The organism is Gemmiger formicilis (genome assembly GCF_018784445.1).
Taxonomy (GTDB): Bacteria; Bacillota; Clostridia; order Oscillospirales; family Ruminococcaceae; genus Gemmiger.
In genome coordinates this window covers 1-19,107 of the sequence record NZ_WQOH01000005.1, presented here as the reverse complement: position 1 = coordinate 19,107, position 19,107 = coordinate 1, and the positions used below count along the sequence as shown (strand labels likewise).

Annotated in this window: 16 protein-coding genes; 8 read left to right on the top strand and 8 right to left on the bottom strand. The window is 60.8% G+C overall.

Features of this window, described 5'->3' with window-relative positions; translation table 11 throughout:
* Nucleotides 1–145: 145 nt before the first annotated feature.
* From mscL to GPK89_RS02890, 3 genes are all read right to left on the bottom strand, one after another.
* The gene (gene mscL, locus GPK89_RS02900) at nucleotides 146–568 is read right to left on the bottom strand and encodes a large conductance mechanosensitive channel protein MscL (RefSeq protein ID WP_215691497.1); all 423 of its coding nucleotides are present in this window, start codon (nucleotides 566–568) and stop codon (nucleotides 146–148) included.
* A gap of 37 nt (nucleotides 569–605) precedes the next feature.
* Nucleotides 606–1,427, bottom strand: coding sequence for an Mrp/NBP35 family ATP-binding protein (locus tag GPK89_RS02895; protein ID WP_215691496.1), 822 nt, complete (start codon nucleotides 1,425–1,427; stop codon nucleotides 606–608).
* Nucleotides 1,428–1,527: 100 nt separating this feature from the next.
* Nucleotides 1,528–2,337, bottom strand: a complete 810-nt coding sequence (locus tag GPK89_RS02890) for a purine-nucleoside phosphorylase (protein ID WP_215691495.1) — start codon at nucleotides 2,335–2,337, stop codon at nucleotides 1,528–1,530.
* A 146-nt stretch (nucleotides 2,338–2,483) separates the two neighbouring features.
* Between GPK89_RS02890 and GPK89_RS02885 the strand changes: the two genes are divergently transcribed.
* On the top strand, nucleotides 2,484–3,827 hold the full coding sequence (locus GPK89_RS02885) for an oligosaccharide flippase family protein (protein WP_215691494.1): 1,344 nt from the start codon (nucleotides 2,484–2,486) through the stop codon (nucleotides 3,825–3,827).
* Nucleotides 3,828–3,915: 88 nt separating this feature from the next.
* Here GPK89_RS02885 and GPK89_RS02880 read toward each other — a convergent pair whose 3' ends face one another.
* Together GPK89_RS02880 and GPK89_RS02875 are read right to left on the bottom strand one after the other, a co-directional pair.
* Complete coding sequence (locus GPK89_RS02880) at nucleotides 3,916–5,688, bottom strand: ABC transporter ATP-binding protein (protein ID WP_215691493.1); 1,773 nt, start codon at nucleotides 5,686–5,688, stop codon at nucleotides 3,916–3,918.
* Nucleotides 5,689–5,804: 116 nt separating this feature from the next.
* Complete coding sequence (locus GPK89_RS02875; RefSeq protein ID WP_215691492.1) at nucleotides 5,805–7,598, bottom strand: GDSL-type esterase/lipase family protein; 1,794 nt, start codon at nucleotides 7,596–7,598, stop codon at nucleotides 5,805–5,807.
* 236 nt (nucleotides 7,599–7,834) lie between these two features.
* Between GPK89_RS02875 and GPK89_RS02870 the strand changes: the two genes are divergently transcribed.
* From GPK89_RS02870 to GPK89_RS02860, 3 genes are all read left to right on the top strand, one after another.
* Entirely contained in the window at nucleotides 7,835–8,293 is a 459-nt protein-coding gene (locus GPK89_RS02870; RefSeq protein WP_215691491.1) for a DUF2975 domain-containing protein, read from the top strand.
* 12 nt (nucleotides 8,294–8,305) lie between these two features.
* Nucleotides 8,306–8,521: a helix-turn-helix domain-containing protein gene (locus tag GPK89_RS02865; RefSeq protein ID WP_215691490.1), complete on the top strand. Its 216-nt coding sequence runs from the start codon at nucleotides 8,306–8,308 to the stop codon at nucleotides 8,519–8,521.
* A 100-nt stretch (nucleotides 8,522–8,621) separates the two neighbouring features.
* Nucleotides 8,622–9,932, top strand: a complete 1,311-nt coding sequence (locus tag GPK89_RS02860) for a DUF4153 domain-containing protein (RefSeq protein ID WP_215691489.1) — start codon at nucleotides 8,622–8,624, stop codon at nucleotides 9,930–9,932.
* A gap of 208 nt (nucleotides 9,933–10,140) precedes the next feature.
* Here the strand turns inward: GPK89_RS02860 and GPK89_RS02855 are convergent, their stop codons facing one another.
* Nucleotides 10,141–11,724: a UDP-glucose--hexose-1-phosphate uridylyltransferase gene (locus tag GPK89_RS02855; RefSeq protein WP_215691488.1), complete on the bottom strand. Its 1,584-nt coding sequence runs from the start codon at nucleotides 11,722–11,724 to the stop codon at nucleotides 10,141–10,143.
* 396 nt (nucleotides 11,725–12,120) lie between these two features.
* On the opposite strand from GPK89_RS02855, the gene GPK89_RS02850 reads away from it, so the two are divergent.
* Nucleotides 12,121–12,357 carry an LPXTG cell wall anchor domain-containing protein gene (locus tag GPK89_RS02850; protein WP_215691487.1) on the top strand — a complete coding sequence of 79 codons (237 nt, stop codon included), beginning with the start codon at nucleotides 12,121–12,123 and terminating at the stop codon, nucleotides 12,355–12,357.
* A 120-nt stretch (nucleotides 12,358–12,477) separates the two neighbouring features.
* On the opposite strand, the gene GPK89_RS02845 is transcribed toward GPK89_RS02850, so the two are convergent.
* Together GPK89_RS02845 and GPK89_RS02840 are read right to left on the bottom strand one after the other, a co-directional pair.
* The gene (locus tag GPK89_RS02845; protein WP_215691486.1) at nucleotides 12,478–13,407 is read right to left on the bottom strand and encodes a nucleotidyltransferase family protein; all 930 of its coding nucleotides are present in this window, start codon (nucleotides 13,405–13,407) and stop codon (nucleotides 12,478–12,480) included.
* Nucleotides 13,408–13,460: 53 nt separating this feature from the next.
* Entirely contained in the window at nucleotides 13,461–14,477 is a 1,017-nt protein-coding gene (locus GPK89_RS02840; protein WP_215691485.1) for an RING finger protein, read from the bottom strand.
* Nucleotides 14,478–14,807: 330 nt separating this feature from the next.
* On the opposite strand from GPK89_RS02840, the gene prfB reads away from it, so the two are divergent.
* The 3 genes from prfB to GPK89_RS02825 all read left to right on the top strand — a co-directional run bounded on the left by prfB (nucleotide 14,808) and on the right by GPK89_RS02825 (nucleotide 19,006).
* A complete protein-coding gene (gene prfB / locus GPK89_RS02835; RefSeq protein WP_215691484.1) occupies nucleotides 14,808–15,929 on the top strand; it encodes a peptide chain release factor 2 in 1,122 nt (373 codons plus the stop codon).
* Between the two features lies 1 nt (nucleotide 15,930).
* Nucleotides 15,931–16,398, top strand: coding sequence for a MarR family winged helix-turn-helix transcriptional regulator (locus GPK89_RS02830; protein WP_215691483.1), 468 nt, complete (start codon nucleotides 15,931–15,933; stop codon nucleotides 16,396–16,398).
* Between the two features lie 241 nt (nucleotides 16,399–16,639).
* The gene (locus GPK89_RS02825; RefSeq protein WP_215691482.1) at nucleotides 16,640–19,006 is read left to right on the top strand and encodes an HAD-IC family P-type ATPase; all 2,367 of its coding nucleotides are present in this window, start codon (nucleotides 16,640–16,642) and stop codon (nucleotides 19,004–19,006) included.
* Nucleotides 19,007–19,107: the final 101 nt, after the last annotated feature.

Genomic DNA, 19,107 nt, shown 5'->3' with positions numbered 1-19,107 from the left:
CTTAATAAAATTAAGCCGCGAGCGATAAGAAAGCCTCCCTTTGACAAGGGAGGCTCTACTCCGGCAGCTGGTTCACCATTCTCTAAAAAACACAACAGCGCAGGGCTGCACTGGCTCTGCGCTGTTGTTGGTAATAAAGCGAAAATTACGCCGTTTTTTCCTCGTTCTGCTTTTTCAGCTCAGCAAGGATGTCGGCCAGCAGCTCTTCCTGCGTGGGGGCGGCGGGGGCCTCCGGCTCAGCGGGGGCGGCTTCCTCGTGCTTGCCCACCTCCATCAGTTTGTTCATGGCTTTGACGATGCAGAACAGCACAAAAGCCATGATCAGGAAGTTGATGACAGCCGTGATAAAGGCACCATACTTAAAAACCAGCTTGCCATCGCCGAAAACGTCCCACATCATGGCGTCAAAGTTCACCTTGCCCAAAATGCCCAGGATGGGGCTGATGAGGTTGTCGGTCAGGGAAGTGACCAGCGTGGAGAACGCACCGCCGATGATAACACCGATGGCCATATCCATCATGTTGCCCTTCAGGGCGAAGGCTTTGAACTCTTCAAAGAACTTTTTCATAAGTAGGTACCTCCTCAAAAGTTAACGCCGCAGCGTTTTACTTCTTCAGCAGCTTTGCCACGGTCCGGGCTGCATTGTCGAGGTAATCACCCGCAAAGACCTCGATCATGCCCGCGTCGGCCTCCTTGGCAAGCTCGGGATCGATGGGCATTTTCGCCAGCACCGGCAGCTTGTACTTGTCGGCAATCTCGTCCACATGGCTGTCGCCAAACACGTTGATATGCTTGCCGCAGTCGGGGCAGACGGCGTAGCTCATGTTCTCGACCAAGCCGAGGATGGGCACGTGCATCATCTGGGCCATCTGGACGGCTTTGCCGACGATCATGCCGACCAGTTCCTGCGGGCTGGACACGATGACGATGCCGTCCACCGGCAGCGTCTGGAAGACGGTCAGCGGCACATCGCCGGTTCCCGGGGGCATATCGACGAAGAGAAAGTCAACGTCCCACACGACCTCCTGCCAGAACTGCTTGACAGCGCCCGCAATGACGGGGCCGCGCCAGACAACGGGGGCCTCGGGGTCATCAAGCAGAAGGTTGATGCTCATAATTTCCACGCCGGTGCGGCTGCAAACCGGATTGATGCTGGTGCCGTCGCCGGTGGCGGGACCCTTGACGCCGAACAGGCGGGGGATGGAAGGACCGGTGATGTCAGCGTCCAGCACGCCGGCCTTGAAGCCGAGGCGGCGCATCGAGACGGCCAGCATTGCGCTGGTCATGCTTTTGCCGACGCCGCCCTTGCCGGAAACGACGCCGATCACTTTTTGGATACGGCTGCGCTCGTGCGGCGGCTCATGCTGCGGTGCGCGGTGGTCACAGCTGGCACTGCAGCTGCTGCAATCGTGGGTACATTCGCTCATGGTATGTTTGCTCCTTTAAAAATTGCTCTTTCTTCAGTTTACCAAAAATCGCACCGGAATGCAAGAACACTCACAAATTTAAAAGCGACCTGGCATGATTTTATAACACTTCTACGATTCCCTTGACCAACTTCTGGAACACCGGACCGCGCCGGTCGGCAATCTCGATGACCTCGGCCCCGTCCAGCCGCTTGCCCGCCATCCCGGCGGCCATGTTGGTAATCAGGCTCAGTGCCACCACCGGCAGATCGCAGTGGCTGGCGGCGATGGCCTCGGGCACGGTGCTCATGCCCACGGCGTCCGCACCCAAAACGCGAAACGCGCGGATCTCGGCGGGGGTCTCAAAGCTCGGCCCCATGTAGCCGAGGTAGACGCCCTTTTGCAGCAGGATGTTTTGCTTTTTGGCAACGGCAAGCGCTTTTTCCTGCAATTCCGGCGTGTAGGTGTGGGTCATATCGCAAAAGCGCGGACCGGTGCTGTCATCGTTTGTGCCGCGCAGGGGGTTCGCGCCCATAAAGTTGATGTGGTCGGTGATGAGCATGATGTCGCCGACATTGAAATCCCAGTTCACGCCGCCCGCCGCGTTGGTCAGCACCAGCGCACGGCAGCCCAGTGCCTTGAACACCCGTACAGGCAGAGCAATGGCGGCCATGTCGTGGCCCTCATAATAGTGGAACCGCCCCTGCATACACAGGACATTTTTGCCCGCCAGCTGCCCGGCCACAAACTGCCCGGCGTGCCCCGGCGCGGTGGACACAGGGAACCCCGGCACGCTGCGGTAGGGGATGATGACGGCATTTTCAATTTGTTCTGCCAGCCCGCCCAGGCCCGACCCCAGCACAAGGGCAATATCCGGGGCGAACGGTAATTTTTCCCGCAAGTATGCGGCAATGGTAGTGGCTTGATTCATGGTAAAAATCTCCCATTTTATTTGAGGTTGTATGGCGGCCTGACCTCACCCCGCCCTACGTATATCTTAGCACAGCAAACAGATAATCTGCAAGTCATACCGACCGATTTCCCCGCATACCCATCAGCAGGGGAAGGGGGCGGCGTATGAGCAAACGCAAGACCTATCTGCAAAACGCGGCGCTGCTCACCGGGTCGGGGCTGGTGCTGCGGGCGCTGGGCATGGGGTTCCGGGTCGTGCTGGCAGCCTACCTGGGCGGCGAGGGCATGGGCCTGTACCAGCTGATTCTGGCGCTGTACATGGTGTTTGTGTCCTTCGCCACGGCGGGCATCAACGTGGCGTCGGCGCGGCTGGCGGCCCAAAGCCTGGCCCGGGGCAGCGGCATGGCTGAGACGCTGCGTGGGTTGTGCTTCACGGCACTGGGCTTCGGCACAACAGCCATGGTGGCGCAGGCCGTGCTGGCCGGGCCGTGTGCACGGTATCTGCTGCACGATATCCGCGCCGAGACCGCGCTGCTGATTTTGGCCCCCAGCCTGCCGTTTATGGCGGTGTCCGGAGCGGTGCGGGGGTGCTTTTTGGCTGCGCGGCGGGTGCAGCCCAATATCACAGCGCAGTTCATCGAGCAGCTGGTGCGGATGGCTGTTGCCGTGGCGGGGCTGCGGGCGCTGGCCCAGTGGGGCGCGGGGTACGGCTGCGCCGCCGTGCTGCTGGGCAACACGGTCAGCGAGGGCGTTTCCTGCGGCGTCATGCTGGCGTTTGCCGCCCGCACGCCGGAATTTGTGCCCCGTCCAGGCGCCCCGCTGCACCCCTACACCCGCAGGGAACTCTACGATATTCTTTGGCCGGTCGAAGGCAGCCGCCTGTTGGCCAGCGCCCTGCAGGCGGCCGAGAGCAGTCTGATTCCCTACACGCTGGCGCTCTGCACCGGCAGCCGCACCGAGGCCGTGGCCCAGTACGGCAGCCTGAAAGGGATGGCGCTGCCGCTGCTGTTCTTTCCGTTTTCGGTGCTGGGGGCGCTGTCCGGCCTGCTGATGCCGGAAATCACCCGCGCCCACACCAAGGGAGACACCGCCGCCATGCGCCGCTTGATTTTCACGATGCTGCGTCTGACCGGCGCATTCTCGCTGGCGGCAGGGGCCGGATTTGTGGTGTTCGGTGCGCCGCTGGCGCAGTTCGTCTACCACGACGCCGAGGTCGGACGGTATGTGCAGATTTTAGGCTTTGTCGCGCCGTTCATGTACCTGGAAAGCATGGTGGACGGCGTGCTGAAGGGCCTGGGGGAGCAGCTGGCGACGTTCCGCTATTCGCTGCTGGACTCGATATTGCGCATCACAGCCATCTGGTTTGTTGTGCCGAAATATGGCATGATGGGGTTCCTGGGGGTGATGGTGGTGTCGAATTTGATGACGTTCTGCTTGAATATGAAGAGGATGTTGGAGCAAATAAAAAAGCCTTCCCCCGATGGGGGAAGGTGGCCGAAGGCCGGATGAGGGGATTGCCCGGTAAGGGGCGGCGGGGGTAAATCTCCCCTCATCAGCCCGCTTCGCGAGCAGCTTCTCCCCCAAGGGAGAAGCCGTTTTACAAGGTTTCCCCGCTCACCAGCCCATTCCACAACCTATAATATACGCCCTGCTTCGCCAGCAGCTCTTCATGGCTGCCTTCTTCCTCAATGCCGTCCTTGCCCAAAACGAGGATGCGGTCGGCGTTCTTGATGGTCGTCAGGCGGTGGGCAATCGTCAGCGTTGTGCGGCCCTTCGCCAGTTTGTCCAGGCTCTGGCCGACCAAAATCTCGCTCTCGTTGTCCAGGGCACTCGTGGCCTCGTCTAACAGCAGAATGCGCGGGTTCTTCAAAAATACGCGGGCAATGGCGAGGCGCTGCTTCTGCCCGCCGGAGAGCTTGACACCGCGCTCACCGACATAGGTGTCATAGCCGTCCTTCAAGGCGCGGACAAAGGCGTCAGCCCCAGCCAGGCGGGCAGCTTCCTCAATTTCGGCGCGGGTCGCGCCCGGACGGCCGTAGGCGATATTCTCCGCCACTGTGCCGCTGAAAAGATACACGTCCTGCTGCACCACGCCGATGGCACTGCGCAGGCTGTGCAGCGTTACACTGCGCACATCCTGGCCGTCAATGCGGATGGTGCCGCCAGTCACATCGTAGAAGCGGGGAATCAGGTTGCACAGCGTCGTTTTGCCGCCGCCGGACGGCCCGACCAGCGCGACATTCTCGCCCGGGAGGATGTGCAGATCCACGTGGCGCAGCACTTTATTGTGGTCGTCGGGGTACTCAAAGCTCACATCGTCAAAGTCGATGCCGCCCTCTTTGACTTCCAAGTCCTTCGCGTTGGGGGCGTCGGCAATCGTGATAGGGGTGTCCATGATTTCCGCAAAGCGCTCGATGCCGGTCATGCCGCGCTGGAACTGCTCGGCAAATTCGACGATGCGGCGGATCGTGGCAATCAGCGTGGACACGTACAGCACGTAGGCAACCAGATCGCCCGCGCTGATGGCCCCATACACAAGGGACAGACCGCCCGCCAGGATGACAACAAAGTACATCAGGCCGTCAAAAAGGCGGGTGGACGTGTTGAACGCGGCCATGGCATAGTAGCCCAGCGTCTTGATGTTTTCAAAATCGCGGTTGCCCTGCTCAAACTTTTCACGCTCCAAATCTTCCGCCGCAAACGCCTTGACGACTCGCTGGCCCAGCAGGCTGTCCTCAATCGTGGCGTTCAGTTCACCAATCTGGAATCGCTGCTGGCGGAACCGCTCCCGCAGTTTGTGGTTGAGTTTGACCGACACAACGCCCATCAGCGGCACACAGGCAAACACCACCAGCGTCAGCGGCACACTGGCCTGGCAGAGGATAACGAACGATGCCACGATCTTTATGCCCGCAATGAAAAATTCCTCGGGGCAGTGGTGGGCAAACTCGGTCACGTCAAACAGATCGTTGGTGATGCGGCCCATAATCTGGCCGACCTTCGTGTTATTGTAGTAAGTGTGGTCCAGCCGCAGCAGGTGGTCAAAGGCGTCGCGGCGCATATCCGTCTCGATATGTACGCCCATGATGTGGCCGATGCCGGACATAAAGTAACTGGCCGCGCCGTCGATGACGCGCAGTACAAAGTAGAGCGCCGCCATTTTCAGCACGGCGTCCACGGTAAGGGCCGCAGCGCTGACGGTATTTGTCAGGTTGCGCATGATGGTGGGCAGCGCGATATCGCAGAGCGTTGTCAGCGCGGCGCAGAACAGATCAAACGCCAGCACGCCGCGGTATTTGACCATATACGGAAGAAAACGGCGTATCAGCGCCCCATTTTTCGGGCGCTGCGGGGTGGTGGTTTCAGACATGGATTCCTCTTTCATTCGGACTTGTAGGGGCCGGACATGCCCGGCCCGCACGTGGAAGGCAAACGGTCGTTTACCGGAAAGCTGCGGGCCGCATATGTGCGGCCCCTACATGGTGGTTACTCGGTGGGGGTGTCACTTTCCGTTGTTGATTCACTCGGCGTAACTGGTTCTGGCGCAGGTGCGGCCCGCAAAACCTCGTTACAGCGGGAGCACACAACGCTGCCGTCGGACTGCTCAACGCCGCTGTGCCCCAGTGCGGCAGATTCCTCCGCTTTTGTCTCGCCGCAGCTGCATCGGTAGGTTTTTGTGCCGCCTGCCGTGCAGGTGGCGGTGTCACTGATCAGCTGGAAATCATGGGTGTGCGGTTCCGGTGTCGGTGTCGGCACTGCCGTTGGCTCGGGTGTGGCGGGCACGGCGGTCGGTGCGGCTGTGGGTACTGCCGTCGGCACCGGCGTCGGTGCCTGGGTGGGCACTGCCGTTGGTGCCGCCGTCACGACCGGTGTTGCGGTGGGCTGTGGCGTTGGGGAGGGCGACGGCGTGGCCTTGGCGGCCTCGACCTTCGTCTCGCCGCAGCCCTCGCGCTTGCAGGTGTAGATGATTTCCGCGCCCTTCTGCACCCCATCATCCCAGTCGTGGCCCAGCGGCTTAATGTCCTTCTCGACGACTTCGCCGCAGATTTTGCACTTGTACTTGGCGGACCCGGCCTTCAGGCAGGTGGCGGCAGTCTTGGTGCCCTCGACCTCAACATACTCGTGCTCGTGGGCGTCGGCCTTGAAGTGCGCCGTCAGCACCACGCCGCCCGCGTCGGCGTTCTGGGGCATCGTAAAGCTGATGGTCGCGCTGCTGTAACTGCCGCCGGAACTGGCCGTCCAGCCCGCAAAGACAAAGCCCTCGTCGGCCACGGCGGTCACGGCGCTGGCGGTGCCGCCCTTCTTGACCAGCTGGCTGGTGGAGCCGCTGACCTTGCCGCCGTTTGTGGCGACAAATTCCAGCGGGACCTTCGCGCCGCGCACGGCTATCGGGTCGCTGGTGATAAGGTTCGCAGGGACGCCGTCGGGCTGGGGGATGGACCCCAACGGCTGCGGGCGGCGGTCCTCGGTGATATAGGCGTGGGTGCGCACATAGTCAAAGTACGCTGTAACGGCGGTTTTTGACAGGTGCACGCCGTCGGACAGCGTGTAATCAGTCTTGGCCCAGCCTGTGGCGTCGTCGCGCAGGACCTCGGCGCTGTTCAAAAACTTAAAGCCGTTTTCCTCGCACATCGTCACCAGTGCGGCATTATAGGCGTCCACCTGGGTCATGGTCAGGTTGGTGTTCTCGCGCTGTTTGTCCAGCGGCGGGATGGCACTGACGATGATATCGCAGTAGGGCCACGCAGTCTGGATGGCCTGCAAGCCCTGCAAATAGGTCTTGATGTAGCTGGTCGCGTCGGTGGACGAGCCGCCCAGGTTGTTGGTGCCGTAACAGATGATGATGCGCTGGGGCTTGAGCATCGCCACGGCGTCCGGCACGGTGTACATTGTGGAGGAACCCTTGAATTTTTCACATTTCAGCGTGGTAATAGCACCAGCGCCCATGCTGACGACACCGATGCTGTTGTCCACCGATGCAAAGGCCGTGCCGGTTTCGTCGGCGTACATCGTGTAGCGCACGGTGTTTGAGTCGCCGATAAACAGCGTCTCGTCCAGGTAGCTGCGGCCCGCGTCCTCGGTGGCGGGCAGCACGGTCCCGATTTCGGCGGCGACAGGCTGTGCGGTCGTCGCGGCCGTGGGCGTCAGCGTGGCAGCGACCTCGGCTGTTTCGGCTGTGGCGAAGGCAGCAGGCTCATCGGTGGCAGCGGGCTTGCAGCCCACCAAGCAGACGCCCAGCGCCGCAGCCAGCAGCGCGGTCCGGCAAAAGGGTAATTTCATGCGGTGCACCCCTCTTTTTTGTTTCGATACACAGCTATGATACAACATTTTGTGTCAATACGCAAATGAATCTTGCAGGTTTTACAAATTTATCGAAAAACGATAAAAAATACTTGCAAAACGATATGCGCCGTGGTATACTGCAAACAATGAAAGCGGGGCATCCCACATGCAGGGGGCGATGCCTGCATCCGTCCCTACAATAACAACCATTTGCAGCAACAGGAGAGCTACCTATGAACTACCATTGGAACGACCGCAAAAGTATCACGCTGACCCGGGTGGTCGTGGCGACGGCCATTTTGGGCAGCGCCATTATGACAATATCCGGCCCATGGCTGACCCGCTGGATGGTCACGGCCCACGCGCTGCCGCCGCGCACAGGGCCGGTGTTGCTGGTGTTGGGCTACCTGTGCGCGGTGCTGGCGTTCGGGATGCTGTTCAGCCTGTACAAATTCCTGCGCCGCATCGAGGCCGGGCAGATTTTTGTGCCCGCCAACGTCACAGCGCTGCGGCGCATCAGCTGGTGCTGCGTGGGCGCAGCGGTGCTCTGCCTGCCTGCGGGGGTGGGCATCTACCTTCCGTTTGCGTTTTTGGGCGTGGCAGCGGCGTTTATGGCGCTCATCGTCCGGGTGCTGAAAAACGCTTTTGAACAGGCCGTCCGCATGAAGGACGAGCTGGACTTAACGATTTAAGGGGGCGGTGCTATGCCTATCGTGGTCAATCTGGATGTGATGATGGCGCGCCGCCACAAAGGTGCGGGCGAGCTGGCTGAGGAAATCGGCATCACCCCGGCAAATTTGTCGATTTTGAAAAACAACAAGGCCAAGGCCGTGCGGTTCTCGACACTGGAAGCCCTCTGCAAGGCGCTGGACTGCCAGCCGGGGGATATTCTGGAGTTTGTGCCGGACGAGAATCGGTAGGGGCCGGGCATGCCCGGCCCGCGGCTTACCCGCAAACGCCCACGTAATTTTACACGACCGGGCCGGACATATCCGGCCCCTACGGGAAGGTGGTTTCGCTATGCTGTATGCACTTTTGATGTACCCGCTGGCGTATTTTTATCTGCGCGGAGTGATGTTTCCGCAGTCATATTCGGACTGGGGGATGCCGATTTTCGCCGCTCTCTTTATTCTATATACCGACCTCGCCGCTCGGGCGGCCCACCGCACCGCCGCCCGGGAAACCCCGATCTGGGCCGGGTGCTGGCTGGCGCTGTCGCTGACGTACCCGCTGTTCGGCTACCAGCCGGACCCGCTGGGCGCATGGCAGTGGATGGCGTGGCACATTTTCGCCGTCTGGTACGTGCTGGCCCGCTGCGGAATGCTGGCCCAGGGGCACAGCGGCAGCCTGGTTTTGCTGGATGGCCTGGCCGGGGTGTTCCGGCTGCCCTTCGGCAATTTCTTCCTGCGGGTGCGCACGGTGTTTTCTGCGCTGAAAACCGGCCTGCATGGCCGCATAAAAGTCCGTAAGGCGCTGCGCGTGCTGGCTACGGCGGCACTGACGCTGGCGCTCTGCGGTACGGCGTGGGGCTTGCTGGCCGCCGCCGATGCCAACTTTGCGGCGCTGGGCCAGAGTGTGGCCGACTGGTGGAACAGCCTGCTCAACAATATAAAATATATCGATACACTGATGTATATTCTGCTGTCGCTGCCGGTGGGCGCGTGGCTGTACGGGCTGGTGTTCGGTGCACTGCGCCGCACCGAACCGCCCACGACGGCGGCCCAATGTACCGCTGCGCTGGAACACGCCCGCATTGTGCCGCGCAGTACGGCAACGGTAGCGGTAGCCGCGCTCTGCGGTGTTTACGCGCTGTTCTTCGCCGTGCAGGCGGGGGAGTGGTTCGCCGCCGCGCCCCTGGGGTTAAGCGCTCTGGACGCCGCTGCCTTTGCGGTGGACGGCTTCTGGGAGCTGCAAAAAATTCTGCTGCTCAACTTCGGCGTGCTGGCGGGTGTGCATTTTCTGGGCCGCGCACCGCTGCCCAAAGCGCTGGCCGCGGTGTTCTGCGGCTTCGGGCTGGCGTTTGCTGCGCTGGCGGCGGGCAAGCTGGCGGTCTATGTCGTCCTCTACGGCCTGACGCCCCGGCGGGTCATCGCGGGGTGGTTCCTCGGCGTGTTGGCGGTCTGGTGCGTGCTGGCGCTGGTGCGGGTGTTCCGCGCCATCCCGGCGGCGCATATCGCCATTCTGGTGCTGGCGGTCAGCTTTACGGTTCTGGCCTGCGTGAACATGAAACAACGCATCATCAATGCAAATTTGGCCCGCGTGGAAGCCGGAATCGATGAAGAGCCCGATTGGGGCGTGCTGTGGGAGTGCGGGTACAGGGAAGAAACGTAGGGGAGGGATTCATCCCTCCCGGGTCGTGTGCGGCGGATTTCACGGTAAACATCATTGAGTTGTAGGGGCCGCACATGTGCGGCCCGCGCGTGTACGGCAGACGACTGCCTGCCGGAAGGCCGCGGGCCGGGCATACCCGGCCCCTACAAGGCAACGAAAACAGGGACACCAGCCCTTCCGGGTCGATGTCCCTGTTTCTTATGCGATTTTACACTTTCTTAAACCCTACGCTCTGCATAAACCGCACAAATGCGGCCTGACCCTGGGCGTCCTGCTTGAACACACCGGCATTCTCCAAAACGTGGCTGAACACTGTGCCGATCTCCGCTTTCACGGCCTTGTTGGCGGCTTCGGGCTTCATGTGGGTGCCGTACTTGGCAATCAGCTCGTCGATCCAATCGGCGTGTACGGCCAGGGTGTCGCCCGGCTCACGGCTCGTGTTCGGGCGCTGGCCCGCCAGAATCTCCGCAATCTGCGCACCCTGATCCTTCAGGCGGGCGGGCAAAATCGCCAGGCCCATGACCTCGATCAGGCCGATGTTTTCCTTTTTAATATTGTGGTATTCCTTGTGCGGGTGGAAGATACCGTCCGGGAACTCCTCGCTGGTGCGGTTGTTGCGCAGGGCCAGGTCCAGGATGAACCCATCCGTCTCGTCGTAGTGCAGGATCGGCGTCACGGTGTTGTGGGGCGTGCCGTCGGTCTCGGCCAGAATACCGACGCTCTCGTCGGTGTAGGTGCGCCAGGCGGTCAGGATGTTGTTTGCCACGATTTGCATCTGCTGGCTGCTGCGGCCCACCAGGCGCACGGCGGAGACAGGCCAGTTCAAAATGCCGGCCTTGACGCCGGGATAGCGGATATCTGCCATAGGTACGGCAATATCGGCCTTCTGCATCGGGAAGACATACCGCCCGCCCTGGAAGTGGCTGTGGCTCAGAATGCTGCCGCCGACGATCGGCAGGTCGGCGTTGGAGCCGCAGGTATAGTGGGGGAACTGCGCCACAAAATCAAAAATTTCGGCCAGTGTCTGTTTATTCATCTCCATGGGCTTGTGCTGCTCGTGGAGCATGATGCAATGCTCGTGGAAGTAGGCATAGGGACTGTATTGCAGGTAGAACTGCTCGCCCGCCAGCGTAATGGGCACAATGCGGTGGGTCTGCCGCGCGGGAAAGTTGATGCGCCCGGCATAGCCGATATTCTCTTTGCAGAGCATACAGGCCGGGTAGCCGCTCTTGGGCTGCAAACGCTCCAGCGCGATGGTCTTGGGGTCTTTTTCAGGCTTGGTCAGGTTGATGGTGATTTCCAGTTCGCCGTAGGGGGTGGCGGTGTTCCACTGGATGTTCTTGGCGATCTGCGCGGTGCGGATGTAGTTAGTGTCCACGCAGAGCTGATAGAACCAGTCGGTGGCGGCCTTTGCGCCCTGCTTCTGGTAGAGCTTCTTGAACTTTTTGCAGACTTCGCTCTCGCGGGGCATCAGGGCACCCATCAGGCGTGTCTCAAAGTTGATGCGGTACTGGTTCACCGCGCCGTCGAACAGTTCCTTCTGGGCGGCCAGCTCGACCATCTCGTCCAGCAGGGCGGCGGGGGTGGCGGGGTCCTCCTTCGGGGGCTTGGCCTCGCTGGGGGCGGCCAGGGCCAGCAGGTCCAACAGGGTGTTGCGTGCCACCAGAACGTCCAGGTCTTTGATGAGCTTGTGCTTGCGGCCAAAGCGCAGCAGGCGCTCCACATCCAGGGCCAGGCGCGCGTCGCGCTGCTCCGGGGTCAGGGTCGTAATGTCCAATTCGTTCTTTGCCATAAGTACCCTCCTGTAACGGTGTATGCGGTGTGTTGATTCTGTTGTATTAACCATACCGCCTTTTGCCTCGGCTTTCCATAGCGTTGTGTGCCAGGCTTTTGCAATTTTCAACCAAAAGCCCGGCAGGGCCTGCTGTAATTTTGTTTTTATTGTCGCATTTTATGGTGGGGTTGTCAATAGCCTGCCCGGGGCAGAGAATGTAGGGGCCACACATGTGCGGCCCGCGACTTTTAGGCAGACGACCGCCTGCCTTTCACGCGAGGGCCGGGCATACCCGGCCCCTACATGGGAGCCAAAATCCATCAACTTGCACAAACCAGCCCGGGATTTTTGTGCGCATGGGAAAAATTCCACACAATTTACACAAATGTATCAACTGCGCATTGACAGAATGCAATGGGGGGCTACAAGTGCGATACCTGCGGCCATTTGGAAAGCGCGAAGCAGCTTTCCGGCTATGCCAACGTCAAGGGCGTGTACACGCCGCAGACCACCAGTGCAGCCCAAGCTGCCAAGGCCAGCACCATCCCGCAGACCAGCGATGATATGCCGATCATCCCGATCGTCGTTATCTCCATCGCCGCCCTGCTGGGCCTGGGTGTGACCGCCTATTTGAAGAAAAAGCAGAACTAAGGTTGTTCTGAAATAGCAAAAGCAAACCGCCCCATGCACCGTGATGGTGCATGGGGCGGTTTTGTCTTCCCCCAAGGGGGAAGCCTAAAGCCTCCCTTGTCAAAGGGAGGCTTTGCTTTCTTACTTCTTCAAATCGCTGAACAAATCTTTTTTATACACGCCATCGGCGACCAGCTTGGCGAAGCTGTCAATGACGGTCTGCTTGTCCTCGGCGTAGGTCACGCCGAACCACTTGTCGTGGGTGGGCAGGACTTTGACGCTGACCTTGCCCGCGTGCAGCAGCTCGTCAATGTAGATGGGCAGCAGGTACTCGGCTTTCAGCGGGTTGGCAGGCTCGGCCTTCTCAAAGAACTCAACAAAACCGGCGTCCAGCAGGTCCACAAACTCCGGGGTCAGTGCCCACATATTCATCGAGACAAGGCTGTCCGTGTCGATGCTCTTGCCGCCCGCTGCTGCGCCGTCGGCGGTCTTTTCAATGCCGCTGGTCTCCAGCACGCCGGTCAGGTAGTGGGCGTCGTTCATCTGGCAGATGCCGCGGGTGACAGCGCCGTTGTCGCTCAGGGTGTTTTTCAGCACAAAGCCCGCCATGGCCAGGTCGCCGGACTTGTCGGGCGTGTAGCCCTGCAAAAAGTCGTGCAGCTGGACAAAAGCCTCTTTGCCGTAGTAGTCGTCGGCGTTGATAACGGCGAACGGCTCCTTGATGATGCCCTTGCAGGCCAGCACAGCCTGGCCGGTGCCCCAGGGCTTGCTGCGGCCCTCGGGCACAGCGTACCCGGCGGGAACGTTCTCCAACGCCTGGAACGCGTAGTCGATCTCAACGCCCAGCTCGGCGCAGATTTTCTCGATGCGGTCGCCGATGGCCGCTTTGAAGGCGTCCTCGATATCGTGGCGGATGATAAAGACGATTTTGTCAAACCCGGCCTCGATGGCGTCATGAATGGAATAGTCCATGATGATCTCGCCGTTGGGGCCGACGGCTGCCAGCTGCTTGATGCCGCCGCCGAAGCGGGAGCCGATACCAGCGGCCATAATAACTAATGCGGTTTTCATAAGTTTCCTCCTATTTTAACACCATTGGTGTATTGCGTTGTTTTGCGGTGCCATCAATACCCACTCATCGCCATGGCATACTGCACAAAATCGGGGCCGGCCAGGTTGATGACCAGGGACGCCAGCAGCAGAATGACGGCGTAGTACAAAATCACCGACAAAAAGCTCGTGCCGCCCTTTTGCAGCAGGGCATCGGTGCGGGCGTCGCCCTCGGGGTAGTCGGCATAAATTTTCTCAATGCTGCGCTTGGCATTGTTGCGGTACCACGATACCGCAAACAGGCCCAGCACGATTTTGAACGCCCACGCCGCCACGGCGCAGATGTTGGCCGCCGTGGGGATCCACCCCAGCGGCAGCGAGCCGAACAGTGTCGGGTTGAACGTCGCCACAATGGCAATCAGCTCCGGCGCGCTGAGCAGCAGCATCACAAGTGCGGCCAGCAGACCCTCTTTCCACATCTTGCGGTAGAAAAGGTACGCAGGGCCGAACAAAAATGCCGACAGGCAGACCGTGGCATTCTTCTTCGTCATGCTCATGCGGAAAAACTGCATCAGGTAGTACATCGGGCTGCGGCCCACGTAGGCGGCCCAGTCCTTGGCCTTGATGCCGTCGATGGGGTCCTCGGGGCCGATCTCGCGGCGGTAGATGCCGCCGTCCTCGCCGGTGCCGAAGGTGTCAGTGTGCGGCCCGGGCGCGGTGCGGCTGTTGTTCACCGCGGACGGGTCGCGGGCGTAGATGGGCACAGACTTTTCATCGTCTGTCTTAGCGGTGATGGGGTCCGGCGCTTTGGGCAGGGGGCAGCCGCAGTGCGCACAGCGCACCGCGCCCGGCGTGTTGTGGGTGCCGCAGTTGGGGCAGGTGGCCTCGTGTGCGGCCTTGTCGGCGTCGGGGCCGACCTCAGGCTGCCACTCAAACCCGGCGGCGTGCTCGGATTTGTGCATACATACGCCAACTTTTTGCCAGCAGGCCCGGTGGTAGGGTGTGCCGCAGTCAGGGCAAACGACGATATCGTCCTCGTCGGTAAATGCCTGTTCGCAGACAGGGCAGTGGTTTCCGGTGTAACGTGTCATGTGGTGTGTCCTCGTTCTTCTTTCAGTAACATAAAGACATTATACCGCATCAAATGGATAAATGCAAAGAAAACATAAAAACTTTACAAGAGAAATGAATTTATTGCCCTTTTTCCTTGCGCCACCGGGTAGGGGCCGGGTGGTCGTTTGCCCGAAGGCTGCGGGCCGGGCATACCCGGCCCCTATATGGCGGCGTTGTTTTTGCCGAGAGGGATACATCCCTCTTTTACAAATATTTTATGCGGCTGCCCCTCTTTACAACGCCCGCCAATTCGCTTATAATGGTACTATGTAATTTTATGCCAACTTATGTGATGAGGGATACCATATATGATTACCATTGACGAACTGAAAGCAAAACTCGGCGGCATGAAAACCGCTGTGGACGACCTGCGCGACGCCCTGTCCATTGAGGCCAGCGAGAAGCGCCTTGCCGAGCTGGAACACCAGATGACGATGCCCGGCTTCTACGATGACCAGGCCCGCAGCCAGAAAATCATCGGTGAGATGGGCGAAGTGAAGAACAAGCTCGAGCGTTTCGGCAAGCTGGCCACCCAGTATGAGGAAGCCGAGACGCTGCTGGAAATGATCGAGGAAGAGAACGATCCCGCCCTGGCCGCCGAGGGTGAGGAGGCCGTTGAGGGCGTCGAGAAGTCCATCGACGAGCTGCAGCTCATGACGATGCTGAACGGCGAGTACGACCACAACAACGCCATCCTGACCTTCCACGCAGGCACCGGCGGCACCGAGGCCCAGGACTGGGCCGAAATGCTCTACCGTATGTACACCCGCTGGGCCGAAGCCCACGGGTACAGCGTTGAGGTGCTGGACGTGCTGGACGGCGACGAGGCCGGTATCAAGTCCGCCTCCATGATGGTCAAGGGCGCAAACGCCTACGGTATGCTCAAAAGCGAGCACGGCGTCCACCGCCTGGTGCGCATCAGCCCGTTTGACGCCAACGCCCGCCGCCAGACGAGCTTCTCCAGCCTGGAGGTCATGCCCGAGCTGGACAACAACATCAATATCGAAATCAACCCCGCCGATATCGAGATGCAGGTCTACCGTTCCTCCGGCGCGGGCGGCCAGCACATCAACAAGACGTCCTCGGCCGTGCGCCTGATCCACAAGCCCACCGGCATTGTGACCAGCTGCCAGACCCAGCGCAGCCAGCTGCAGAACCGTGAGTACGCCATGGAAATGATGAAGGCCAAGCTGTACCAGATCGCTTTGCAGCAGCACAAGGACAAAATCGACGACATCAAGGGCGTGCAGAACGAGATTGCCTGGGGCCACCAGATCCGCAGCTATGTGTTCATGCCCTACACGCTGGTCAAGGACAACCGCACCGGCTACGAGAGCAGCAACGTACAGGCCGTCATGGACGGCGACCTGGACGGCTTCATCTTTGCGTATCTGAAGGCGGCCTCCCGCGGCGAGCTGAAGGAAGATTGATATGCAGGACCGTTTCATTCGACTGTCCGTCTCGCTGGCGCGGCTGCAAAAGGTCATCCAGCGCATCAAGACCAGCGGTATGGGCCGCATTGCGCTGAAAGCGGGCCACACGCTGGTGCTCTGCCAGCTGGCAGCCGCCCCCGAGGGCTGGCATTTCTCCGACCTGACTGAGCGGTGCGACTTGGACCCGGCCATGATTTCCCGCGTGCTGGCGGATTTGGTCCGCAGCGGCCTGGTGGAAAAGTGCGGTGCGCCCGGCAAGTACAACGCGCTGTATCTGTTGACCGACGCGGGCCGCGACCGCGCCGCCCGTGTGACCGCCGTGGTACGTGACGTGGAGCGCCGCGCCGACGAGGGGATAGATCCTGCCGACCTGGCGACGTTTTACAAGGTGCTGAACCAGCTGACAAAGAACCTGGAAGCCGTGGCCGCCGACCCGGCGGAGGCGTTTGAGCCGTTGGAAAGATAAAGCCGCGACAACCGCATATAGACAAAAGTGCCCGACTGCCCCAAAACGCAGCCGGGCACTTGTTTTGTTCATACTTGGCGGGTATACTTGCCATAATAAGCTGATGTAGTTCGTTTTACTATTGTGGGGGCCGCACAGGTGCGGCCCGCAGCTTTCCCATAAACGGTCGTTTGCCTTCTGCGACCGGGCCGGGCATACCCGGCCCCTACAACCTCTACCACCTGAAAGGAGCCACCCCCTCATGCCATCCATCACCGGGCTGACCGCTGCCGAGGTCAACGCACGCCGCGCGGCGGGGCAGACGAACACGCCGCCCAAGTCCCAGACCAAGACCACCGGCGAGATCGTGCGGGACAATATCTGCACCTACTTCAACCTTGTGTTCCTTGTGCTGGCCGTTATGCTGGCGCTCGTGCGCTCCTGGCTGAACATGGGGTTCCTTGGCATCGTGTTTTGCAATACCCTCATCGGCATCGTGCAGCAGCTGCGCGCCAAACGTACCATCGACAAATTGACCCTTGTCTCGGCGCAGAAAATTCGCTGCCTGCGGGACGGCCGGTGGTGCGAGGTGCTGTCCGACGACCTTGTGCAGGACGATGTGGTCGAGTTCGGCGCGGGCGACCAGATCGTGGCCGACGCCGTTGTGCTGGACGGCAGTGCCCAGGCGAACGAATCCCTCATCACCGGCGAGGCCCGGGCTGTGCCGAAGGAGTGCGGCGCGGAGCTGAAATCCGGCAGCTTTTTAATGGCGGGGCGCTGCGTCGCCCGGCTGACCCGCGTCGGGGCCGAGAGCTACGCCAGCCGCCTGACCGCCGAGGCCCAGGCCAACGGCCACAAAGTCGCTCGGGGCGAAATGATGCGCAGCCTGGATAAGCTGATAAAATTCATCGGTATTGCGTTGGTTCCCATCGGCGCGGTGCTGATCTGGAAGCAGCATTGGGTGCTGGAACTGCCGATGAAGGACACCGTGGACGCGACGGTCGCGGCGCTCATCGGCATGATCCCCGAGGGGCTGTACCTGCTGACCAGCGTAGCCTTGGCCGTGAGCATGATGCGCCTGGCCCGCCGCAAGGTGCTGACCCGCGATATGAACTGCATTGAGACGCTGGCCCGGGTGGACACTCTCTGTGTGGACAAGACTGGCACGATCACCGAAAGCGCCATGCAGGCCGACGATCCGCTTCCACTGGCGGAAAATGCACCGCTGGACGCGATTTTGGCGAGCTTTTACGCGGGTGAGCAGCCCGACAATGACACCGGCCGTGCTCTGGCGGCCCGATTCGGGCAGGGCGGCACCGACTGGTTTGCGCGGCGCAGCGTGCCCTTCAATACGGCGTACAAGTACAGCGCCAAGGATTTTGGCGCGCAGGGCTGCTACGTCGTCGGTGCGCCGGATGTGCTGGCCGGGGTGCGGGCAGGGGAGCTTGCCGACAAGCTGGCACCGCTGCTGGCCCAGGGCCGCCGCGTGCTGCTGCTGGCAAAATATAACGCCGCACTGCCCGACCCGCCAGCCGCGCTCGATCCCGCGCAGCTGGAATTTCTGGCGCTGCTGCCGCTGCAAAACCGCATCCGGGAAAACGCGCCCAAGACCTTCCGCTACTTTGCCAAGCAGGGTGTGGCGGTCAAGGTCATTTCGGGCGATGACCCGCAGGCCGTCAGCCATGTGGCCGCCAACGCAGGCATTGCGGGGGCCGAGCGCTGGGTGGACGCCGCGACGCTGCGCAGTGAGCAGGCGCTGGCCGAGGCCGCCGAAAAATGCACGGTCTTTGGCCGTGTGACGCCCGAGCAGAAGCGCCAGCTCGTCCACGCCTTGCAGGCGAAAGGACACACGGTCGCCATGACCGGAGATGGCGTAAATGACGTATTAGCGTTAAAAGATGCCGACTGCGGCATCGCCATGGCGTCCGGTGCACAGGCCGCCAGCCAGGTGGCGCAGCTGGTGCTGTTGGATTCTGACTTTGCAGCACTGCCCAGCGTTGTGGGCGAGGGGCGGCGTGTCATCAACAATATCCAGCGGTCAGCGTCGCTGTTTCTGGTCAAAAATATTTTCTCGTTCCTGCTCAGCATCGTGGCATTGGCGCTGCCGCTGGCCTATCCGTTCCAGCCTTTGCAGCTGTCCCTCGTCACATTTGCCACCATCGGCGCACCGGCGTTTTTCCTGGCATTGGAGCCAAACCACGAGCTGGTGCGCGGGAAATTCATGCGCAACGTCCTGCGGGCCGCGCTGCCCGGCGGGCTGACAGACTTCCTGCTCGTGTTCTGCACCCAGGGGTTTGGCTATGCGTTTGATATCCCCACAGACATGGTGGGCACGATCTGCACCTTCGTGATTTTGTGCGTAGGCTTGCAGATCTTGTGGGGTGTCTGCATTCCGTTCACGCCGCTGCACTGGATCATCTGGGGCGGCATGACGGTGATGGGGGTCGCGGGGGCGTTCCTGCTGGCCCCCTGGCTGCCACTGGTGCGGCTGGACTTGGGCGGCATGCTGGTCTTGGTCGTATTGCTGGCCCTCAGCGCCCCGACCCTGGCGGGGCTGACCTTTATGGGGGAGCGGCTGAACGGCATGGTGAATGATGCCCGGAACAAAATAGGACGAAGAAAAGTATAAAAGTAAGCCCCATCCGACGTAAAATGAAGTGACCCCCAAAAGTTAGACAATATTTTGAAGTAAAAATTGTTCAAGCAGCCGAAAGGGCTTGCTGTCTGTGA

Coding starts and splice junctions, on each gene's coding strand:
- mscL (WP_215691497.1), bottom strand. CDS start 568: ATGAAAAAGTTCTTTGAAGAGTTCAAAGCCTTCGCCCTGAAGGGCAAC.
- GPK89_RS02895 (WP_215691496.1), bottom strand. CDS start 1,427: ATGAGCGAATGTACCCACGATTGCAGCAGCTGCAGTGCCAGCTGTGAC.
- GPK89_RS02890 (WP_215691495.1), bottom strand. CDS start 2,337: ATGAATCAAGCCACTACCATTGCCGCATACTTGCGGGAAAAATTACCG.
- GPK89_RS02885 (WP_215691494.1), top strand. CDS start 2,484: ATGAGCAAACGCAAGACCTATCTGCAAAACGCGGCGCTGCTCACCGGG.
- GPK89_RS02880 (WP_215691493.1), bottom strand. CDS start 5,688: ATGTCTGAAACCACCACCCCGCAGCGCCCGAAAAATGGGGCGCTGATA.
- GPK89_RS02875 (WP_215691492.1), bottom strand. CDS start 7,598: ATGAAATTACCCTTTTGCCGGACCGCGCTGCTGGCTGCGGCGCTGGGC.
- GPK89_RS02870 (WP_215691491.1), top strand. CDS start 7,835: ATGAACTACCATTGGAACGACCGCAAAAGTATCACGCTGACCCGGGTG.
- GPK89_RS02865 (WP_215691490.1), top strand. CDS start 8,306: ATGCCTATCGTGGTCAATCTGGATGTGATGATGGCGCGCCGCCACAAA.
- GPK89_RS02860 (WP_215691489.1), top strand. CDS start 8,622: ATGCTGTATGCACTTTTGATGTACCCGCTGGCGTATTTTTATCTGCGC.
- GPK89_RS02855 (WP_215691488.1), bottom strand. CDS start 11,724: ATGGCAAAGAACGAATTGGACATTACGACCCTGACCCCGGAGCAGCGC.
- GPK89_RS02850 (WP_215691487.1), top strand. CDS start 12,121: ATGGGGGGCTACAAGTGCGATACCTGCGGCCATTTGGAAAGCGCGAAG.
- GPK89_RS02845 (WP_215691486.1), bottom strand. CDS start 13,407: ATGAAAACCGCATTAGTTATTATGGCCGCTGGTATCGGCTCCCGCTTC.
- GPK89_RS02840 (WP_215691485.1), bottom strand. CDS start 14,477: ATGACACGTTACACCGGAAACCACTGCCCTGTCTGCGAACAGGCATTT.
- prfB (WP_215691484.1), top strand. CDS start 14,808: ATGATTACCATTGACGAACTGAAAGCAAAACTCGGCGGCATGAAAACC.
- GPK89_RS02830 (WP_215691483.1), top strand. CDS start 15,931: ATGCAGGACCGTTTCATTCGACTGTCCGTCTCGCTGGCGCGGCTGCAA.
- GPK89_RS02825 (WP_215691482.1), top strand. CDS start 16,640: ATGCCATCCATCACCGGGCTGACCGCTGCCGAGGTCAACGCACGCCGC.